Raw genomic sequence first — 15,501 nt, 5'->3', positions numbered from 1 at the left:
GGGATCACGGTGTTCATGCACTGGCCTTCTGGGTGTACTTCCTGGCATCGCGAGCCAGCCTGTAGCGCTTCGATCCGTGCTTCGCCCCGCTGACGGCGAGCAACCCGCGCGAGGACATGACGCCCAGGGCATGGGATACGGCGTAGCGCTCGTCGCCGGCCGCGCTCAGCCCTTCGGAGACGTCGCCGGCGAAGTGCCAGCCCGGGTTGTCGACCAGCCACTGGCGGATGCGGGCGCAGCGGCTCATGCCGCCTCCAGGGTGATCTCGAGGCGCGGATTGGTCTTGTCGATCCCGGCGCGGCGGATGTGCAGGTCGATGATCTGACTGTCGTCTGCGTAGACGCCCGCATGGGCAAGCGCGTCCAGTGGTGCCTTCAGCATGTTGTCCAAGTCGCGGCGGCGGTTGTCGGGAACCCAGGCCTCGATGCAGACCCTCACCTGCCCCGCACCGAACCCCTTGGCCCCGATGGCGGCATAGCCAACGTGCTGCCGGTACGCCCTGCCGTGGGCAGAGATCAGCGTCTTACCGGCTACGTTGCGCCAGTACTTGTTCAGGCTGGGCGGCAAGGGCAGCACCAAGACACTCATGCCGCGGCCCTAATCAGGCCCTGTCCGAGCCGCTGCAGGGTCACGTTGAGCGCCGCCAGCTCGTCCATCTTCATGACGGTCCACATGCGCTTCTGGCCGTGCCAGCCATTGATGCTGCCCTGATGGCAGTCCTGGCACAGCGCCACGGTCGTGAAGTGGCAGCCCTGTTTGATGTGGTGCGCGGCGGACGGAGGCGGCGCGTCGCACAGACTGCATGGCAGCTCCTTCACCGCCTGCAGGTGCGCGCGCTCGGCTGGGCTGAAAGCCTTGGAGTTCTTGGATCGCATCAGTAGTCACCGCCGTAGTAGCTGGGGCCGTCTTCGCGTTCGCGGCTGTTGTGTTCCGACCACACAGACGCCAGCTCAGCCTTGAAATCGAACTTTTCGCGCCCGTCCTGCGGCTCTTCGGGCCACGGCTCGCCGTCAGCCGGCTTCACCCAGGACTGGCGCAGTGCCGCCAGCTTGCAGGCCGGGCATCCGCCAGAAACCGACACCAGCATCGGATACCCACCCTCGGCCAGGGCGGTCCGCAGCTCAGCTACGGTGGGGCCGAAGTCGTCGCCCGTGGCGATCACATGCAACTTGCAGTGCCGGTTCGGATTGTTGGTGCACCCTGCCTCGTGCTTCTGCATGTGGTGCTTGCTGCCGCCCACCTTCTTGCAGAAGTCACAGCCGTATCGGGTTCGGATGAAGGACCTCATGCTGCAGCCCTCCGCACCGGCCCGAAGTCGGCCAGCTCGTCCTGCGCGCGGGCGGACCACTTCACGCCGCGCTCGGCGCCGAATGCGTGGGTGAACTCCAGGAACTCGCCCATCTTGCGGCGGCTGTACTGGCTGGTTCGGGCGCCGAGCATGACGGTGGTGCCGCCGATGCCCTGCGCCATCCGGGCCTCGCCTTCGAAGGCAGCGGTGAGCACGGCCTTCCAGCTGTCGCTGTCCATCAGGCCGATTTTCCACTCGCCGCCCTTGGTGTGCGGCCATTCGACCTGCCGGGAGATGTCGGCGAGGGTCGCCCACATGCACGAATTACTGTCCAGCGTCCGCTTCGGCTCGCGCACCTCCACGTCGAACTGCTCGCCGGCGGCGGCCCGATGCCGGATTTCCGATATTGCCCCGTCGATCACCAGCGGCAGGTGGGGGTTGTCGCGGCGCACCGCGAATAGGCGCTTGTCCGTCACGGCGAGATCTCCCAGCTGATGTCATTGGCATAGGTGTAGCGAGGATGGCGGGACACCCGTCCCTGTTTCTCCAATGCCTTCAGGGCCGACAGCGCTGAACGCGTCTTGATTCCGATCACATCCGCGACACGAGACGTTCGAACCGGCTCTCGGGCTTGAACCACCATGAACACCGCCTGTTGCAGCTCGGTCACGGCGACACCTCCGGCGCTGCGGGAAGCGGCATCCAGTGGGTCGCGTCCCACAACGGCTCGCCGTCCCAGGTGCAGATGAACCTCTGGTCCTCTGCCGCGTAGATCGCCGCCCACATCACTGCTGTGTCATTCGGTCCGGTCATGTGGGCGGAAGTGAGGAGGACCGGGCTGCCATCCTTCGGAGCCGCCTCAATCGGCTGCCACTGCGGCGTGAGGGCGGCGATGGCCTGCCGCAGCAATGCCGTGTCGACGGTCAACGGCCCTGCGCCAAGGTTTTCGATGTCGGCCAGCATGTTGCGAAGTCCGGAGACGAGGTTGCCTGTAATGGGCCGGTAACGGACGGCCGGTACACCAACCTCATGCTCCGATGCGACCTCTGCCAGCTCGACGCCGACGGCGTGGTCACCCTGACCACCGATCCCTACGGCACCTGCTTCATCTGCCCCGAATGCGGCAGACGGAACTACATCGAGTGCCTGGGCCAGGACGACGCCGGGGTGTTGCTGGCCCAGCAGGTTGACCGTCCCACCAGCCAGTAGGTCGCCTTCCCGAATCGTGAGGGCGGCGACGATGGCGCACAGAACAGGATCGCCTGCGTACATCGGCCCGCGAACGAAGCTTGCTTCTACCCACGCTCCACGGCTTTCCCACTCAGCCGCCAGCAGCTCCCGCGCCATCTTCTCGATGTCGTTCATGCTGCCTCCCACTCGGTGCGATATTTGAAGATGGCCGCGCTCGCCTCGTCGGCACCGATGAAGATCGGATATGCGCGCCAAACTGCGTTGGCGAACTCCTCGGGATCGCCGTGCGCGGCTTTCAGCCGGCGCTGGCCGGCGGTCAGCGCCATCAGCGCCCTTCCGGCGCGGCGATAGCCAGTTACTCCAGACGCCCCTCGACCACGCCCAGGTGTAGAAGCAGCACAGGGCGAAGATCCCCCACTGCTCGGCGGCGATTGCCGACGCGAACCAGAACGGCTGCCCGGCGATGCCGAACAGGCACGCATACCGCCGGACACGCTCGCTCTTGGACTGGGTGAGCCAGATTGCCGTCACACCAGTTGCTGCGATTGCCAGTTGGATAATCACGCCGCTTTCCTCTTGATCTCGCCGTCTCGTTTGTCCCAGCCGGCCTGCCACTGCTTCTGGCGTGCCCGGCCGTCCTCCCCCATCTCGAAGAGCGGGGGCTTCTCGCGCGACTTGTGCATGTCGCGCATGTGGTAGCCGGCCTCGAAGGCGCCGCGCAGTTCGTCAGCGGTGTTCATCAGTCCAGCCCTCCCCGGCGCGCAGCCGGCTTGCCCTGCGGGATGACCGGCTCAGGGCCGTCGTAGTCGTCGATCCGCCCGAAGGCCAGGCCGTTGCGGCCCCAAGCGCGGCCCGTCTCGCCCTCGCGCTGCTTGGCGATGATCATTTCCACGAAGCCGTCGAGCGGGGAATGCACACCCTCGCGCTCGCTGTAGTAGTCGTCGCGGTACAGGAACACGATCAGGTCGGCGTCCTGCTCGATGTTTCCCGACTCGCGCAGGTCCGACATCTGCGGGCGCTTGTTCTGCCGGCTCTCCAGCGCACGGTTGAGCTGGGACAGCAGCACCACGGGGCAGTTCAGTTCCTTCGCCAGCTTCTTCAGGCCGGCGGTGATGTTGCCGATCTCGACCGTTTCGCGGGTCTTGCCCGGCAGCGGCATCAGGTGCAGGTGGTCGATCACGACCAGATCGACTGGGCCCTTCATCCGCTCGCGCCGGCACCGTGCCACGACCTGATGCTCGCTCAGGCCGGCGGTGTCGTCGATCAACAGGCCCGATGCATTCAGCTCCTTCGTGGCCACCGACACACGCGACCAGTACTGCTCCTGCTCCTGATCCGGCTTCTGCAGCCACGACAGCGGGACATCAGCCAGCGAGGCGATGCCGCGGTTGTAGATGCTGGTGTCGGTCATTTCCAGATTGAAGACCAGCGCCCGCTTGCCGCGCAGGGCGTTGCAGACGGCCACGTTCACCGCCCACGCCGACTTCCCCATGCTGGGCCGGCCGGCAACGATGATCAGCTCGCCCGCCTTGAGCCCGTTGGTCATCCGATTGAAGCCGGCCCAGGGCGTCAGCAGCCCCAGCGGCGCGCCGTCGTTCTCGAACCTGCGCTGCAGTTCGGCGAACCAGCGGCTGCCGATCTCCTTGGCGCCCTTCACCGAGCCGCGCCGGATGCTGGAGATCTCCGCCAGGGCCTGCGTCGCCTCGGCGACGATGACTGATGCGTCCTCGCCCTCCGGGTTGAACCCCTTGCCGGCCAGCTCGTTGCCGATCTCGATCAGGCGCCGCTGGGTGGCCTTGCCCTTCACGATCTCGGCGTAGGCAACCACGTTGGCCGAGCTGAAGGCCGAACTTGCCAGTTCCACCACGTCGGTCAGGTCCGGTGCTCCATCCTCGCCCGCGTCGAACTGGTCGGCGACCGTTACGGCGTCGAAGGGCTTGGTTTCTGCTGCCAGCCGCAGGATCGCCGCGTAGATCGCCTGGTGCTTGCGGGAAACGAAGTCCTCCGGCTTGAGCCAGTCGGCGACGCGCGGCAGGGACCCGTTGTCCAGCATCAGGCTGCCCAGCACCGACTGCTCGGCCTCGACGGCCTGCGGCAGCGTGCGCAGCGATTCCAGCGGGAAGTCGGCGACGTTCGCGTTCATGCCGCCGCTCCGAGCTGGGCCTGGCCAGCGTCACGGGCGAGCTGCGCCTGCTTGCCGGCCGTGGTCAGCAGCCACTCGCCGCTGGTCCCGGCGTACCAGAACTTCGGCCAGTTGCCCTCGATGGCGTTGCGGAACGTCTGCCGCCAGCCACGTACGCCGGCCTGCTTCTTCGCCCGGTAGTGCGGCTTGAACCACTGGCTCCAGGCCAGGCCCACGAAGTCATGCGGCAAGCCGATGCTGTCGGCGTAGGCGAACACCGCGTCGTCTTCGGGGATGGCGCGTTCGCCAGAAAGGCGGCACTCAGCGAGGAATGCGTCGAGTCCGATCTTGGCTGCTGGCTTCGGCTTCTGCTCAGCCTTCCCATCCTGAGTTCCCCCCTGTGGGGGGTTAGGGGGGCTTTTATCTTTCCCTTCCTTTCCCTTCCCTTCCCTTCCTCCCTGTACGTCAGTGACGCGTGCCGACGCGTCAGTGACGCGTGCGTTTCCGTCATTGACGGGAGGTTCGGGCAGGGTTGATGCCGATTCCCGGGGGTTCAAGTGCTGGTGCTTCTGGAACTGGGGGATGTAGGCGAGCGAATCACCGTACGCAACGACGAGTCCCGACGCGAGAATCTCGCGTGCCAACGCGTCAATGTCGCAGTCGTCCGCCGGGAAGTACCGCAGCTTGAACGTGCGCGGCTTCCACGACAGGCGGCCTTCCCGGTCAGCCTCACACCACAGAGCGACGTACAGCAGGCGCGCCAAGGGCGACAGGCTGCAGATGTCCTCGCTGGTGAAGAACTCGGGCTTGATGGTGCGAATACGGGCCACTACGCCACCTCTCTCAGATCAAGCTGCGGCGAGGTATGCCGCCGGGCTTCCGCCCTGGCCTGCTCGCGCGCGCATCGGGAGAGATGCTCGGCCCGCTCCGACTCGCTGAGCGGCGGGGACTGCTCGGCCACCTGCACGCACTGCTGCAGCCGCTGGATGGTCTCGGTGCGATTCATGCTTGTGGCCTTGGATGCCTGAGGAGCGGACGATAAGCAGAGGGCAACTACCGCTGGTATGCGCCCCGCAGTGGATAACTTGTGGATTGATGCTCACGGCCAGCGAATCCCCAGCTTGTTGAGCGTCCCGCTCAGCGCTTCGAGGTGCTTCTGCAGCTCAGCCATCGCCTCGGCCGTCGCGGCTTCGGGGGTGATCAGGTAGCGTTCCATCAGGTAGTGGATCGGGGAGACATCGCGCGTTTCGGCGATGTACTTCTCGAGGTCATCGATGGACAGTCCGCGCAGCTTGCCGCCGCTGTCGGCGCCGGCCAGCTTCTCGCTCAGCTTCGACGGGGCCATGTCCAAGCGCCCCGCCACGGCGGTGACACCAGCGCCGCTGTAGACCTTGCTGGCGATGTGTTCGCGCAGCGTCCTGTTGCGGGTGAGGCCGTCTTCGTAGGTAATCGTCAGACTTTTCATGCAGTTATCTCTTCGGTGGGAATGCAGGGGTATTCGTTTTCCCCTGCGTTCCCCTGGTCGGTCACGAAAATGGCCGCTCACCGAAACGGAGAGCAGCCAGTTGGAAATTCAGGTGAGGGAAGACGAGGCCATGTCAGGCGGCCTTACTGCGGCGAGCGGCCTTGAGCTTTGCGGCCTGGGCCAGATCGACGAGCGCCTTGCCGGTCTTGTAGGAGGGCGTGACTGCCTCCCGACGGATCCGGTTGATCGTGGCCTGGTTGACGTTGAGCTCAGCAGCGATGGCCTGTTCGGTCATGCCGCCAGCTACGAGGATCGCGATGGCGTCGGAGGGGTTCATGCGCACGATTATGCATCGTTGCATTCCTTAGTCAATGCATCGTTGCATTCGACCCGACGAACGGTCATGACAGACCATTCCGGGATGAATTTCCTCGCCAAGAACCTTCGATACCTCGCGCGAAGCGCCAACATCAAACAGGCCGCCCTCGGCGAGCGGCTTGGCGTTCAGCAGTCAACGGTGCAGCGGATCATGTCTGGCGCAACCGAGTACCCCCGCCTCGACAGCCTCCTGGCCATCACGTCCTACTTCCACTGCACGCTGGATGACCTGGTTCACCGAGACCTCGAAATGGGTTCGCCGTCGCCGTCTCAACCGGTGGGATTCAGCGATGCCACCATGGCCCAGGCGGTGGAACTGCTGCACATGTTGGCCGAGCTGCGGCCGGATGACTTGCGGTTCCGCCGGGTGTCATGGCGCGCAATACAGGTGACCGCGAAGGCTATTTCCAAGGCTGAGGGGTCGCAAAGGGATGCGGTGCGCATGATCTTGGAGGAATTGATAGAGGAGTGATGACCGTGGCACTTGACCAGATTGCTTTGAAGACCCTTGCCATTGAGCTGGCTGCGGCCCTGCCCCCAGCTCACCCTGACGCGTCGATCGGGTCACCCTTGGACATGTCCCCGCGCGCAAAGAAGATGCGGCATATCCAGCGCATCGCCGACGCCCATGGCTGGCATTCGGCCATCACGCATTTCCTCGACATGAAGGACGCCTGCTACGTGTCCGATCTGTCGGACCCGCAGCTGGAAGACCTTCTAGGCCGCATGCGCGGCTACGTCGACGCGGCGGAGATGGGCTGCAGCTTGGCGGACGCCCTCCCCGCTCACTGAGGCGCCATCGGCGCCCTCCGGGCTTCGCCCAACGAAACGAAGCTGAACCTGCAACTACCGTTCGTCGGCCAGTTGAAAATAAATGCATCCATGCATTGACAGAGAAATGCATGGATGCATAATCACTCCATCGCCCCACACCACCCACTTCCGGGCCGGGGCATGGAGACGAGATGGCGACCGACCGCATCCCCAGCCGTAACGACGACGAAGCCGACCGGGCCGACAGCGCCCGTGCGGAGTGGATCGAGGAGCGCGCCGCCGCGCTGGAGCTGCAGTTCGGCACCGACATCAAGAAGGTCGGCGAGGCTGTGGCCGACTTCTTCCTGGCCGACGACGGCGTTCTGGTCCCGAACCTCACGGCCTTCTACCTGCGCTGGATGGACAGCCGCCGCGCTGGCTTCGAGCTGCACGACCAGCTGAAGCAGGGCATTGCCCCGATCCTCAAGGAATACGCCGAGGACACCGCCCGCGCCGAGTGGGACCAGATGGAAACCGCCGCCAGCGCGGAAGCCGAGAGGGCTGCGGCATGAAGATCATCGAGAAGACCTTCGACCACAACGGCCTGACCGTCGAATTCGTGGAGTTCGAGCCGGTCAACCGAGAGCAGGTTTTGACCGCTAAGCGCGAGATCAAGCACCGGCTGGCGGCCATCAACGCCCGCGAGGCAACCGCATCGGCCAAGCCCACCGCCCACCAGGAGAAAGCCGCATGAGCGCCCAGGTATACGACTTCCGCCAGTTCCAGACTGTGCGCGACAACGTGCAGAAGGCCGGGCTGAACCCGTCGCCGCTGTTCGCCAAGCTGCGCACTGCCCAGCACTCCGGTGATCGCGGCATGGCCGTGGTGGCCGAGGCCCAGCGCCTGCGCCGCATGTTCCGCGACGAGCTCGACCCGAAGGGTGCGGCATGAGCGCCCCTCTCGATGTTCTCCAGTGGCTGGGTGACGAGCGCTTCATGTACGGGCCCGGCACCGAGAGCCGCGCCAAGTGCGAAGAAGCCCACGCCGCAGTCGCCGAGCTGATCGAGGCGGCAGATAAAGCGCTTGCTGCCTTGGGCGCTTACGCCGAAAAGATCGATGGCGAATGGGGCGATTGCTTGGAGCTGGAGCAGCTGCTGGCCAATGGCGAAGAGCCAGAGTACGCCGCCCTTCGCGATGCCATCGCCCGAGTCAAAGGCGGTGCGGCATGAACGTCGACGAGCTGCTGAACACCGTCACGCGCGATGTGTCGCGCACGTTCTTCGTCTTCGGCGGCGCTGCTGGCCTGGTCGTTGGCGCTGCCGCATCGCTGCTGATTCAGGGCTTCGTGTCGTGACGCCGGGTTCCGAGCTGGACCGCCTCTTCGACCAGGTCCTGCAGAGCATCCCGAAGCCGGATCCGTTGGCTTCAACCAACGCCATGCGGGTCACCTTCGACGGCAAGCAGCTCCAGGCCGAACAAATCGACCCTCGCGACATGTACATCGACCCCATCGACGCCGACGAGACGAACTACGGCGTCTGCGCACAAGGAGAGAGTGATGAGTAGGGCTGATGACGTTCTCGCCGACCTGGACCACGAAATCTCTGTGCTGGCCGGTCCTATGTCCACTGCCGAACAGCGTAAGCGCTGGCCGGGCGCGGAATCCGAACATTTGAGGTTGCTGCGAAAGCGGCAGCAGCACGTGGCAGCCAAAGACACCGCTTCCGGAGACGACGCATGCGCCACCTGATCGCCCCGTTCTTCTGCATGTTGGCCGTCGGCCTGTTCCTGGCGCTCACCGTGCGCGCCGTTGAAACCGACGCCGCCAGCTTCGTGCTGATCGGCCTGGCCGGCGCCGCCTTCTTCATCCGCCGCTGCTGGGTCGAAACCCGCCGCGCGTGGCCGACCTTCACCCGCCACCTGGCCCGACGCCGCGAGATGCGCCTGTCGGCGCCGGTGATCCGAATCAACCCTCACAAGGATGATCTGCATTGAACGCCCTGACCCAACCGCAAACCACGCTGGTGGCGCAGCCGCGCCAGCAGTTCGACCTCAGCCCGCAGACGTTCGAACAGGCCCTGACCTTCTGCGACTACCTCGCTGACAGCGACCTGGTGCCGAAGGATTTCAAGGGCAAGCCGGCAAACTGCCTGATCGCCATCCAGTGGGGCGCCGAGCTGGGCCTGAAGCCGCTCCAGGCGCTGCAGAACCTCGCCATCATCAACGGACGCCCCGCGCTGTGGGGTGACGCGGTGATCGCCCTGGTGCGCAGCTCGCCGCTGTGCGAGTACATCACCGAGTCGGACGATGGCGGCACGGCCGTGTGCCGGGTGAAGCGCCGCAACGAATCCGAAGAGGTCCGCACCTTCAGCATGGAGGACGCCAAGGCCGCCGGACTCGCCGGCAAGGCCGGCCCGTGGAGCCAGTACCCGAAGCGCATGCGCCAGATGCGCGCCCGGGCCTTTGCCCTGCGCGACGTGTTCCCGGACGTGCTGCGCGGCATGCCGATCGCTGAGGAGGTGATGGACATCCCGGCAGGGTCGGACCAGCCGCGCACGACGACTGCTGTCACCGCTGACAAGGCGCTGCCGCTCTACTCGGAATCGGACTTCGCAGCGAACCTGCCGAAGTGGTGGGACATCATCGCCAGCGGCAAGAAGTCCGCCGAGGACCTGATCGCGACGCTGCAAACCAAGGCCCGTTTCACGGCCGAGCAGCTGAAGGAGATCCGCAACCCGCCGACTGACGTTGACGAGGGCGATGCGGAGAACGACGACAACACCAATACCGGCGTGGAGAACTGAGCATGAAGACCGTGAGCCTGATCCAGGGGACGCCGGAATGGCATGCCCACCGCGCCAACCACTTCAACGCCAGCGATGCGCCGGCAATGATGGGCTGCAGCCCGTACAAGACCCGCAACCAGCTGGTGCGTGAGCTTGCCGCTGGCGTGTCCGAGGAACACGATTCGGCGACGCTGCGGCGCTTCGCCGACGGGCACCGCTTCGAAGACCTGGCCCGGCCGCTGGCCGAGCGCATCATCGGCGAAGAGCTGTACCCCTGCGTCGGCGTCGTCGGCAAGTTCTCGGCCAGTTTCGATGGCCTGACGCTGCTTGAGGAGGTGGGGTTCGAGCACAAGTCGCTCAACGACGACCTGCGCCTGGCCATGCCGGTGGATGACGGTGTCGCCTGCCTGCCGCTGCACTACCAGGTGCAGATGGAGCACCAGACGATGGTCAGCGGCGCTGGGCGCATGCTGTTCATGGCATCGAAGTGGTCGGGCGACGAACTGGTCGAAGAGCGCCACTGCTGGTACACGCCGAATCCGGACCTGCGCGCCAAGATCGTCGCAGGCTGGATCCAGCTGGAGGCGGACGTGGCTGCGTACGAACCGGAGGCAGCCGCAGCGCCGGTCGCTGCCGGCCGTGCCCCGGATCAGATGCCGGCGCTCCGCATCGAGGTGACCGGCATGGTCACGGCCTCGAACCTCGCCGAGTGGAAGGAGCGCGCGATTGCGGTGTTCCAGGGCATCAGCCAGGACCTGGTCACCGACCAGGACTTCGCCGACGCCGAGAAGACCGTGAAGTGGTGCAGCGACATCGAAACCCAGTTGGCTGGCGCCAAGCAGCACGCCCTGAGCCAGACCGAAAGCATCGACCTGCTGTTCCGCGCCATCGACGACATCAGCGAGCAGGCCCGAGCCACCCGCCTGGCGCTGGACAAGTTGGTCACGAAGCGGAAGGAGGAACGCCGCACCGAGATCGGCAATAACGCCCGTCGAGCGGTGCAGGACCACGTCCGGGCCATCAACGAAACGCTGGGCGAGCACGCGCTGCAGATGCCGGCAACGCTGATCCCTGACCTGCAGGCTGCCATGAAGGGGAAGCGCTCCCTCACCAGTATGCAGGACGCGGTTGACACGGTGGCCACGAACGCCAAGATCAGCGCCAGCCAGACCGCCGAGCGCGTCCGGGCAAACATGGCGATCCTGTCCGAACACGCCGAGCACGCCGCCCTTTTCGCCGACCGAGTGCAGCTGTGTGCCGAGAAAGCGCCGGACGACCTGCGGAACCTGGTCGCGGCGCGCGTCTCCGCACACCAGCTGGCCGAGCAGAAGCGCCTGGACGACGAGCGCGAAAAGATCCGCGTCGAAGAGGCGGAGAAGGCGCGCAAGGCAGCGGAGGCCCAGCAGGCAGTGGCCCAGCAGCCTGCCCCGCCGGTGGAGGTGCCGCAGACCGTCCAGCAGCAGGCGGAGGCGACGTCTCGCCCGGCACCTGCGGCAGCGCAGCGCGACGTTCCCAAGCTCAAGCTGGGTGACATCAATGCGCGCATCTCGCCGCTTTCGATCTCGGCTGACGGCTTGGCCCAGCTTGGCTTTGCGCCAGTCAGCACCGAGCGCGGCGCGAAGCTCTATGCCGGTGACCAATTGCCCGCGATCTGCGAGCGGCTGATCGGCGTCCTGCGCTCCGCTGCCGACACCAGCCTTCCCCTCGCAGCCTGACTCCCCAGCTGCCCGCTCCCCACGGGCAGCACCACCCGCGCCGGCCGGGTTCCCCAAAGTCCGGCAACCTCATTCACGGAGTCAAGCATGAAAGGCCAGCTCGACATCTTCGACCACGACCCGGCGGTACTGGCCGCCAAGCACCGCGAGGCAGCGCAGTTCGCGCTCACCGCAGGCGACCAAGGGTTCTTCACCGCCCAGGAGCGCTACGACCACCTCAGCGCCGAGGCCGAGCGCCTGGAGCGGCTGGCGGCGATGCAGGTGGCCGCATGAAGGCTTTCGCAGGAAAGGCCAGCCTGCGCCGGGCAGCGCCCGCGCACATCACCGCGCGGGAAACCCTGCGCCGGCACCTGCACGAGGCGCGGCACGACCTGAAGTGGCTTGCCGGCGTGTGGGGCTGCCAGGACTTCAGCGTCTGGCGCACGTTCCAGCGCTGCGACCGCCCTCTGCAACCGCACCACGTAGAGCTCGCCATCACCGCACTGGAGCTGGACGAGTTCGACGCCAACGAAATCCGCCTGATCGCCGCCCGCGAGGCTGGCTGGCAGATCGACACGAACTACTTGCTGGGAGAGGGAAATGGGCGATAACAAGATCAGTGAGGCGGCCCCTGCGTTGTGGGGCGTCCGAATCGGAGATAGCGACACCTGGGGGTACGTGGAGGTTGAGTCCGACGCTGACTTCATTGGAAGGCAATCCGGTCTTAGCTACGAGAAGCGGCCTTTTTACACCCACCTCCATGGCGAGGCGGTGCCGGTGGCGTGGTTGATTGACTGGCCGGATGAGCCGGACCTGGGCCACTACTTTGCGGAAGAGCCGAGCATCAACGCCCGGTCGCAGCCCCTCTACACCCACCCCCAGCCCGCAGAGCTGAGCGAGGTGTCCGGGAATTCCGGAGAGTTGCCGCCGCTCCCTGAGCCGAGCGAGATGGGCTACTACATCGACTCGACCATGCGGAAAGGCACCGTGCTCGGCTACAACCGCGAGCAGATGCAGGACTACGCACGCGCCGCCCTCGCCGCAACTGGCAAGCAGCAGGGTGGGGAGGTGCCGAACTTCGCGGCCTGTTGCGCAGAGGGCGGCGGAAGCATCTCCGGGTGTAGCTGCGCAAACACGAACCACGTTTACCTGGCCTCGCAGGCGTCACTTACCGCTGAAGAGCGTGCCCACGGAGAAACAATCGACCAGCGCGACCGCTATCACGAAGTGGCCGATGATTTGGCCGCCCACATCGCGCGGATCACCGGCACGGAACTTGGCGAGCACAGCAGCGTCAACTGCCCGTGGCAGAACGCCATCGAAGCGGCCGAAGGCTACACGCCCGCGCACGCCCCATCCCCCGTCGCCACCCGCAAGCTGGGTGAGCTGGCCGCGCAGGGCTACGTCACCAACGGAGTGGCCATCTTCAACCCGGCTACGGGCAGGCGCGGGCTGGTGGACAACCTGGGGTATGTGGGCTGGCAGGGCGCGCAGGGCATCGACCTGGGCTACATCCGGGCAATGGCGGCGCGCTGGCGCACGGACAGAATGCGCGAAGGCATGGGATGGCAGGAAGCGGTGAGTTCCTGCGCTGATCAGCTCGATGTCGCGCTGGCCCTGCTCGACGGGCGCGATGCGGGGACGGGGGTTGGGAACATCCAGCCGCCGCGCGACCTGCGGACGAAGCTGGGGGAGGTGGGGTGATGCGCGACCTACTCCCCATCCTCGTCGGCTGTGAGTACAGCAACACCGTCGCCCAGGCCTTGCGTGAAGAGGGCTTCGAGGCGTACTCCTGCGACCTGCGCGAGAGCGAGGGTCCGGCGCGCTGGCACATCCAGGACGACATCCGAAACCACCTGCAGCCGAACCGCTGGGCGGCGATGATCTGCCACCCCTACTGCACCTTCAACACCTTGGCCGGCATCCGCTGGATGTACCACCCGGAGGACACCGCGCTGGAGCAGCCCGATCGGCGGCGGCACCCGAAGTACCCCAACCGGATGCGTGACTTCCTGGAGGGCGCCCTGCTGTTCTCGGACCTGATGGCCGCACCGATCGAGTTCATCGCCGCAGAGAATTCGAAGCCGCACGGCTTGGCCATGAGCGTTCTGGGCCGGCCGACGCAGACGGTGCAGCCCTACGACTTCGGCAGCCCGTTTACGAAGGGCGCCACGCTGTGGCTGAAGAACCTGCCGAAGCTGGTGGCCACGCACACGAAGGCGGAGGTGATCGTCCAGCACGGCAAGATCGAGGCCCGGTGCCACCTCATGCCCCCGGGCGATGAGCGGGAGAAGGAGCGCTCCAGGTTTGACCCCGCAGTCGCCGCGGCAATGGCAAAGCAGTGGGGGGGCACATCCTCGAACAGAAGGCTGCCCAGCGACCGCTCATCAACATCCCGCTGGAGCTGGCGGCGTGAACGCGATCATGGCCCACGCTGGTGGGCGAAAGGAGGTAGTGCGATGAAGCTCGGCACACAGGTTTGCCTAGTTGGCACGGACGGCTACATGCCGCCGGTCGGTGCCTGCGGGGTCATCGTTGAGGGCATCGACGACATGGGCGACTACGGCGTGGAGTTCGATGGACACCCGTGCCCTCACCCGCCCGGCACGCACTGGTACGCGCATCGGACCTGGCTGGTCCCGCTACTTCCGCTGGCAGAACCTGTGGATACCGCGGCAAAGGAGGTGGCTGGTGTCGGCAGCTGAAAAACTGATGACCCTGGCGCAGGCGGCCGACCGCTGCGAGTGCTCCACGAAGACCCTGCGCCGCGCGATCGATGCCGGCGAGTTGGCAGCCTGCCGGCTCGGTCAGGGTCCAAAATCCGACAGAATTCACCCAGCCGACCTGAATGCCTGGTGGGCAAAATGCAAGGTAAGGACATGCCCGTCACCAAGCGTCCCAATGGACACTACCAAGTTACCGTCAGCATCGGCGGACGAACAGCTCGCAAGTCTTCTCGGCATTGGTCGTTCAAGGACGCCAAAGAGTACGAGCGCAAGATGCTCGCCTCGGTCCGGGACATTGCGGCTGGTCGCCAGCCGGAAAGACTGATCGCCGATGCGGTGAAAAAGTGGATGGTGGACCACGTGCCGCGGCTGCGCTCGGCGGTGAAGACCGCCGCGCACGTCAGGGCGCTGTTCCCGTACATTGCCGGGCGGAAGCTGTCGGAGGTGTCGCAGGTTTGGGCCGAGATCAAGGCGGCGGAGATCAGCAAGGCGCCGGCCACCGTCAACCACAAGGGCCGCATCCTGCGCCAGGTGACGCGGATGGCGTGGCGGGAATGGGGGTGGCTGGAGCGGCCGGCGGTGATTGCCCTGCTGCCGGAGAAGCCGCGCGAGACGTTCCTGACGACGGAGCAGGTCGAAGCACTGGCGCGGGCGTGCCCCAACGCGGCGGCGGGCGACTACGTGCGCCTGGCGGCCTACACCGGCATCCGGCGTGGCCACCTGCTGCGGCTCACCGCGCATGAGGTGCGGGATGGCTTCATCCACCTGGACCGCACCAGCAAGACGAAGACCCTGCAGCTGGTGCCCCTGCACCCGCGCGTGATCGGCATCGCTGGCCGCCTGCCGCTGGGCGTGTCCGATGACCAGGTGCGGGACTCGTGGGCCAAGGCGCGCGCCGTCTGCGGGCTGCAACACGTGCGCTGGCACGACCTGCGACATACTTGCGCGTCGTGGCTGGTGCAGGCCGGGGTGCCGCTGCACACGGTGTCGGAGGTGCTGGGCCACAGCTCCACGGCGATGACGCGGCGGTACGCGCATCTGGCGCCGGATCACCTCGCCGAAGCCATCAAACGGCTCGCATAATTCGGTGCAGGTTTT

Annotated in this window: 30 protein-coding genes; 16 read left to right on the top strand and 14 right to left on the bottom strand. The window is 66.0% G+C overall.

Going from position 1 to position 15,501, the window contains the following annotated elements; genetic code table 11:
* Positions 1-13: 13 nt before the first annotated feature.
* From V9K91_RS05300 to V9K91_RS05235, 14 genes are all read right to left on the bottom strand, one after another.
* Complete coding sequence (locus tag V9K91_RS05300; RefSeq protein ID WP_336443742.1) at positions 14-247, bottom strand: hypothetical protein; 234 nt, start codon at positions 245-247, stop codon at positions 14-16.
* A complete protein-coding gene (locus V9K91_RS05295) occupies positions 244-588 on the bottom strand; it encodes a RusA family crossover junction endodeoxyribonuclease (RefSeq protein ID WP_336443741.1) in 345 nt (114 codons plus the stop codon). Before V9K91_RS05295 ends, V9K91_RS05300 begins: the two co-directional genes overlap by 4 nt.
* The gene (locus tag V9K91_RS05290; protein WP_336443740.1) at positions 585-875 is read right to left on the bottom strand and encodes a hypothetical protein; all 291 of its coding nucleotides are present in this window, start codon (positions 873-875) and stop codon (positions 585-587) included. Before V9K91_RS05290 ends, V9K91_RS05295 begins: the two co-directional genes overlap by 4 nt.
* On the bottom strand, positions 875-1,288 hold the full coding sequence (locus V9K91_RS05285) for a hypothetical protein (protein WP_336443739.1): 414 nt from the start codon (positions 1,286-1,288) through the stop codon (positions 875-877). Before V9K91_RS05285 ends, V9K91_RS05290 begins: the two co-directional genes overlap by 1 nt.
* Positions 1,285-1,764: a recombination protein NinB gene (locus tag V9K91_RS05280; protein WP_336443738.1), complete on the bottom strand. Its 480-nt coding sequence runs from the start codon at positions 1,762-1,764 to the stop codon at positions 1,285-1,287. Before V9K91_RS05280 ends, V9K91_RS05285 begins: the two co-directional genes overlap by 4 nt.
* Positions 1,761-1,958 carry a FaeA/PapI family transcriptional regulator gene (locus V9K91_RS05275; protein ID WP_336443737.1) on the bottom strand — a complete coding sequence of 66 codons (198 nt, stop codon included), beginning with the start codon at positions 1,956-1,958 and terminating at the stop codon, positions 1,761-1,763. The genes V9K91_RS05280 and V9K91_RS05275 overlap by 4 nt, the downstream gene beginning before the upstream one ends.
* Positions 1,955-2,653 carry a DUF551 domain-containing protein gene (locus V9K91_RS05270; RefSeq protein WP_336443736.1) on the bottom strand — a complete coding sequence of 233 codons (699 nt, stop codon included), beginning with the start codon at positions 2,651-2,653 and terminating at the stop codon, positions 1,955-1,957. Before V9K91_RS05270 ends, V9K91_RS05275 begins: the two co-directional genes overlap by 4 nt.
* Positions 2,650-2,805, bottom strand: coding sequence for a hypothetical protein (locus V9K91_RS05265; protein WP_336443735.1), 156 nt, complete (start codon positions 2,803-2,805; stop codon positions 2,650-2,652). The genes V9K91_RS05270 and V9K91_RS05265 overlap by 4 nt, the downstream gene beginning before the upstream one ends.
* Before the next feature lie 234 nt (positions 2,806-3,039).
* Positions 3,040-3,219, bottom strand: coding sequence for a hypothetical protein (locus V9K91_RS05260; protein ID WP_336443734.1), 180 nt, complete (start codon positions 3,217-3,219; stop codon positions 3,040-3,042).
* Complete coding sequence (locus V9K91_RS05255; protein WP_336443733.1) at positions 3,219-4,622, bottom strand: replicative DNA helicase; 1,404 nt, start codon at positions 4,620-4,622, stop codon at positions 3,219-3,221. Before V9K91_RS05255 ends, V9K91_RS05260 begins: the two co-directional genes overlap by 1 nt.
* Positions 4,619-5,431 (bottom strand): hypothetical protein, encoded by an 813-nt coding sequence (locus V9K91_RS05250; RefSeq protein ID WP_336443732.1) that lies wholly within the window; start codon positions 5,429-5,431, stop codon positions 4,619-4,621. Before V9K91_RS05250 ends, V9K91_RS05255 begins: the two co-directional genes overlap by 4 nt.
* Positions 5,431-5,607 carry a hypothetical protein gene (locus V9K91_RS05245; protein WP_336443731.1) on the bottom strand — a complete coding sequence of 59 codons (177 nt, stop codon included), beginning with the start codon at positions 5,605-5,607 and terminating at the stop codon, positions 5,431-5,433. The genes V9K91_RS05250 and V9K91_RS05245 overlap by 1 nt, the downstream gene beginning before the upstream one ends.
* Positions 5,608-5,700: 93 nt before the next feature.
* Positions 5,701-6,066, bottom strand: a complete 366-nt coding sequence (locus V9K91_RS05240; protein WP_336443730.1) for a hypothetical protein — start codon at positions 6,064-6,066, stop codon at positions 5,701-5,703.
* A gap of 133 nt (positions 6,067-6,199) precedes the next feature.
* Positions 6,200-6,403, bottom strand: coding sequence for a hypothetical protein (locus V9K91_RS05235; RefSeq protein WP_336443729.1), 204 nt, complete (start codon positions 6,401-6,403; stop codon positions 6,200-6,202).
* Positions 6,404-6,469: 66 nt separating this feature from the next.
* Here V9K91_RS05235 and V9K91_RS05230 point away from each other — a divergent pair, with 66 nt between their 5' ends.
* From V9K91_RS05230 to V9K91_RS05155, 16 genes are all read left to right on the top strand, one after another.
* Positions 6,470-6,916 carry a helix-turn-helix transcriptional regulator gene (locus tag V9K91_RS05230; RefSeq protein WP_337308175.1) on the top strand — a complete coding sequence of 149 codons (447 nt, stop codon included), beginning with the start codon at positions 6,470-6,472 and terminating at the stop codon, positions 6,914-6,916.
* Entirely contained in the window at positions 6,916-7,236 is a 321-nt protein-coding gene (locus V9K91_RS05225) for a hypothetical protein (RefSeq protein WP_122582530.1), read from the top strand. The genes V9K91_RS05230 and V9K91_RS05225 overlap by 1 nt, the downstream gene beginning before the upstream one ends.
* A 173-nt stretch (positions 7,237-7,409) precedes the next feature.
* Entirely contained in the window at positions 7,410-7,769 is a 360-nt protein-coding gene (locus tag V9K91_RS05220; protein ID WP_336443727.1) for a hypothetical protein, read from the top strand.
* A complete protein-coding gene (locus V9K91_RS05215; protein WP_336443726.1) occupies positions 7,766-7,951 on the top strand; it encodes a hypothetical protein in 186 nt (61 codons plus the stop codon). Before V9K91_RS05220 ends, V9K91_RS05215 begins: the two co-directional genes overlap by 4 nt.
* Positions 7,948-8,148, top strand: coding sequence for a hypothetical protein (locus V9K91_RS05210; RefSeq protein ID WP_336443725.1), 201 nt, complete (start codon positions 7,948-7,950; stop codon positions 8,146-8,148). The genes V9K91_RS05215 and V9K91_RS05210 overlap by 4 nt, the downstream gene beginning before the upstream one ends.
* Entirely contained in the window at positions 8,145-8,426 is a 282-nt protein-coding gene (locus tag V9K91_RS05205; protein WP_336443724.1) for a hypothetical protein, read from the top strand. Before V9K91_RS05210 ends, V9K91_RS05205 begins: the two co-directional genes overlap by 4 nt.
* Positions 8,423-8,551, top strand: coding sequence for a hypothetical protein (locus V9K91_RS05200; RefSeq protein WP_336443723.1), 129 nt, complete (start codon positions 8,423-8,425; stop codon positions 8,549-8,551). The genes V9K91_RS05205 and V9K91_RS05200 overlap by 4 nt, the downstream gene beginning before the upstream one ends.
* Positions 8,548-8,763, top strand: a complete 216-nt coding sequence (locus tag V9K91_RS05195) for a hypothetical protein (RefSeq protein ID WP_336443722.1) — start codon at positions 8,548-8,550, stop codon at positions 8,761-8,763. The genes V9K91_RS05200 and V9K91_RS05195 overlap by 4 nt, the downstream gene beginning before the upstream one ends.
* 171 nt (positions 8,764-8,934) lie before the next feature.
* Complete coding sequence (locus tag V9K91_RS05190; RefSeq protein WP_336443720.1) at positions 8,935-9,192, top strand: hypothetical protein; 258 nt, start codon at positions 8,935-8,937, stop codon at positions 9,190-9,192.
* Entirely contained in the window at positions 9,189-10,001 is an 813-nt protein-coding gene (locus tag V9K91_RS05185) for a hypothetical protein (protein WP_336443719.1), read from the top strand. Before V9K91_RS05190 ends, V9K91_RS05185 begins: the two co-directional genes overlap by 4 nt.
* Positions 10,002-10,003: 2 nt before the next feature.
* On the top strand, positions 10,004-11,698 hold the full coding sequence (locus V9K91_RS05180; RefSeq protein ID WP_336443718.1) for a YqaJ viral recombinase family protein: 1,695 nt from the start codon (positions 10,004-10,006) through the stop codon (positions 11,696-11,698).
* An 87-nt stretch (positions 11,699-11,785) separates the two neighbouring features.
* The gene (locus tag V9K91_RS05175) at positions 11,786-11,971 is read left to right on the top strand and encodes a hypothetical protein (RefSeq protein ID WP_336443717.1); all 186 of its coding nucleotides are present in this window, start codon (positions 11,786-11,788) and stop codon (positions 11,969-11,971) included.
* Entirely contained in the window at positions 11,968-12,288 is a 321-nt protein-coding gene (locus tag V9K91_RS05170; RefSeq protein WP_336443716.1) for a hypothetical protein, read from the top strand. The genes V9K91_RS05175 and V9K91_RS05170 overlap by 4 nt, the downstream gene beginning before the upstream one ends.
* Positions 12,278-13,381: a hypothetical protein gene (locus V9K91_RS05165; RefSeq protein WP_336443715.1), complete on the top strand. Its 1,104-nt coding sequence runs from the start codon at positions 12,278-12,280 to the stop codon at positions 13,379-13,381. The genes V9K91_RS05170 and V9K91_RS05165 overlap by 11 nt, the downstream gene beginning before the upstream one ends.
* On the top strand, positions 13,381-14,382 hold the full coding sequence (locus V9K91_RS05160) for a hypothetical protein (RefSeq protein WP_336443714.1): 1,002 nt from the start codon (positions 13,381-13,383) through the stop codon (positions 14,380-14,382). The genes V9K91_RS05165 and V9K91_RS05160 overlap by 1 nt, the downstream gene beginning before the upstream one ends.
* Before the next feature lie 174 nt (positions 14,383-14,556).
* A complete protein-coding gene (locus V9K91_RS05155) occupies positions 14,557-15,486 on the top strand; it encodes a site-specific integrase (protein ID WP_336443713.1) in 930 nt (309 codons plus the stop codon).
* The last annotated feature ends 15 nt before the right edge of the window (positions 15,487-15,501 follow it).

The sequence above is a fragment of the Stenotrophomonas sp. CCNWLW57 genome (assembly GCF_037203925.1).
Lineage (GTDB): Bacteria > Pseudomonadota > Gammaproteobacteria > Xanthomonadales > Xanthomonadaceae > Stenotrophomonas > Stenotrophomonas rhizophila_A.
This window is presented reverse-complemented; position numbering and strand designations above follow the sequence as displayed.

What these genes read in the sequence shown, in the direction of transcription:
- V9K91_RS05300 (WP_336443742.1), bottom strand. Translation starts at nt 247, where the DNA reads ATGAGCCGCTGCGCCCGCATCCGCCAGTGGCTGGTCGACAACCCGGGC.
- V9K91_RS05295 (WP_336443741.1), bottom strand. Translation starts at nt 588, where the DNA reads ATGAGTGTCTTGGTGCTGCCCTTGCCGCCCAGCCTGAACAAGTACTGG.
- V9K91_RS05290 (WP_336443740.1), bottom strand. Translation starts at nt 875, where the DNA reads ATGCGATCCAAGAACTCCAAGGCTTTCAGCCCAGCCGAGCGCGCGCAC.
- V9K91_RS05285 (WP_336443739.1), bottom strand. Translation starts at nt 1,288, where the DNA reads ATGAGGTCCTTCATCCGAACCCGATACGGCTGTGACTTCTGCAAGAAG.
- V9K91_RS05270 (WP_336443736.1), bottom strand. Translation starts at nt 2,653, where the DNA reads ATGAACGACATCGAGAAGATGGCGCGGGAGCTGCTGGCGGCTGAGTGG.
- V9K91_RS05265 (WP_336443735.1), bottom strand. Translation starts at nt 2,805, where the DNA reads ATGGCGCTGACCGCCGGCCAGCGCCGGCTGAAAGCCGCGCACGGCGAT.
- V9K91_RS05260 (WP_336443734.1), bottom strand. Translation starts at nt 3,219, where the DNA reads ATGAACACCGCTGACGAACTGCGCGGCGCCTTCGAGGCCGGCTACCAC.
- V9K91_RS05255 (WP_336443733.1), bottom strand. Translation starts at nt 4,622, where the DNA reads ATGAACGCGAACGTCGCCGACTTCCCGCTGGAATCGCTGCGCACGCTG.
- V9K91_RS05245 (WP_336443731.1), bottom strand. Translation starts at nt 5,607, where the DNA reads ATGAATCGCACCGAGACCATCCAGCGGCTGCAGCAGTGCGTGCAGGTG.
- V9K91_RS05240 (WP_336443730.1), bottom strand. Translation starts at nt 6,066, where the DNA reads ATGAAAAGTCTGACGATTACCTACGAAGACGGCCTCACCCGCAACAGG.
- V9K91_RS05235 (WP_336443729.1), bottom strand. Translation starts at nt 6,403, where the DNA reads ATGAACCCCTCCGACGCCATCGCGATCCTCGTAGCTGGCGGCATGACC.
- V9K91_RS05230 (WP_337308175.1), top strand. Translation starts at nt 6,470, where the DNA reads ATGACAGACCATTCCGGGATGAATTTCCTCGCCAAGAACCTTCGATAC.
- V9K91_RS05225 (WP_122582530.1), top strand. Translation starts at nt 6,916, where the DNA reads ATGACCGTGGCACTTGACCAGATTGCTTTGAAGACCCTTGCCATTGAG.
- V9K91_RS05220 (WP_336443727.1), top strand. Translation starts at nt 7,410, where the DNA reads ATGGCGACCGACCGCATCCCCAGCCGTAACGACGACGAAGCCGACCGG.
- V9K91_RS05215 (WP_336443726.1), top strand. Translation starts at nt 7,766, where the DNA reads ATGAAGATCATCGAGAAGACCTTCGACCACAACGGCCTGACCGTCGAA.
- V9K91_RS05210 (WP_336443725.1), top strand. Translation starts at nt 7,948, where the DNA reads ATGAGCGCCCAGGTATACGACTTCCGCCAGTTCCAGACTGTGCGCGAC.
- V9K91_RS05205 (WP_336443724.1), top strand. Translation starts at nt 8,145, where the DNA reads ATGAGCGCCCCTCTCGATGTTCTCCAGTGGCTGGGTGACGAGCGCTTC.
- V9K91_RS05200 (WP_336443723.1), top strand. Translation starts at nt 8,423, where the DNA reads ATGAACGTCGACGAGCTGCTGAACACCGTCACGCGCGATGTGTCGCGC.
- V9K91_RS05190 (WP_336443720.1), top strand. Translation starts at nt 8,935, where the DNA reads ATGCGCCACCTGATCGCCCCGTTCTTCTGCATGTTGGCCGTCGGCCTG.
- V9K91_RS05180 (WP_336443718.1), top strand. Translation starts at nt 10,004, where the DNA reads ATGAAGACCGTGAGCCTGATCCAGGGGACGCCGGAATGGCATGCCCAC.
- V9K91_RS05175 (WP_336443717.1), top strand. Translation starts at nt 11,786, where the DNA reads ATGAAAGGCCAGCTCGACATCTTCGACCACGACCCGGCGGTACTGGCC.
- V9K91_RS05170 (WP_336443716.1), top strand. Translation starts at nt 11,968, where the DNA reads ATGAAGGCTTTCGCAGGAAAGGCCAGCCTGCGCCGGGCAGCGCCCGCG.
- V9K91_RS05165 (WP_336443715.1), top strand. Translation starts at nt 12,278, where the DNA reads ATGGGCGATAACAAGATCAGTGAGGCGGCCCCTGCGTTGTGGGGCGTC.
- V9K91_RS05160 (WP_336443714.1), top strand. Translation starts at nt 13,381, where the DNA reads ATGCGCGACCTACTCCCCATCCTCGTCGGCTGTGAGTACAGCAACACC.
- V9K91_RS05155 (WP_336443713.1), top strand. Translation starts at nt 14,557, where the DNA reads ATGCCCGTCACCAAGCGTCCCAATGGACACTACCAAGTTACCGTCAGC.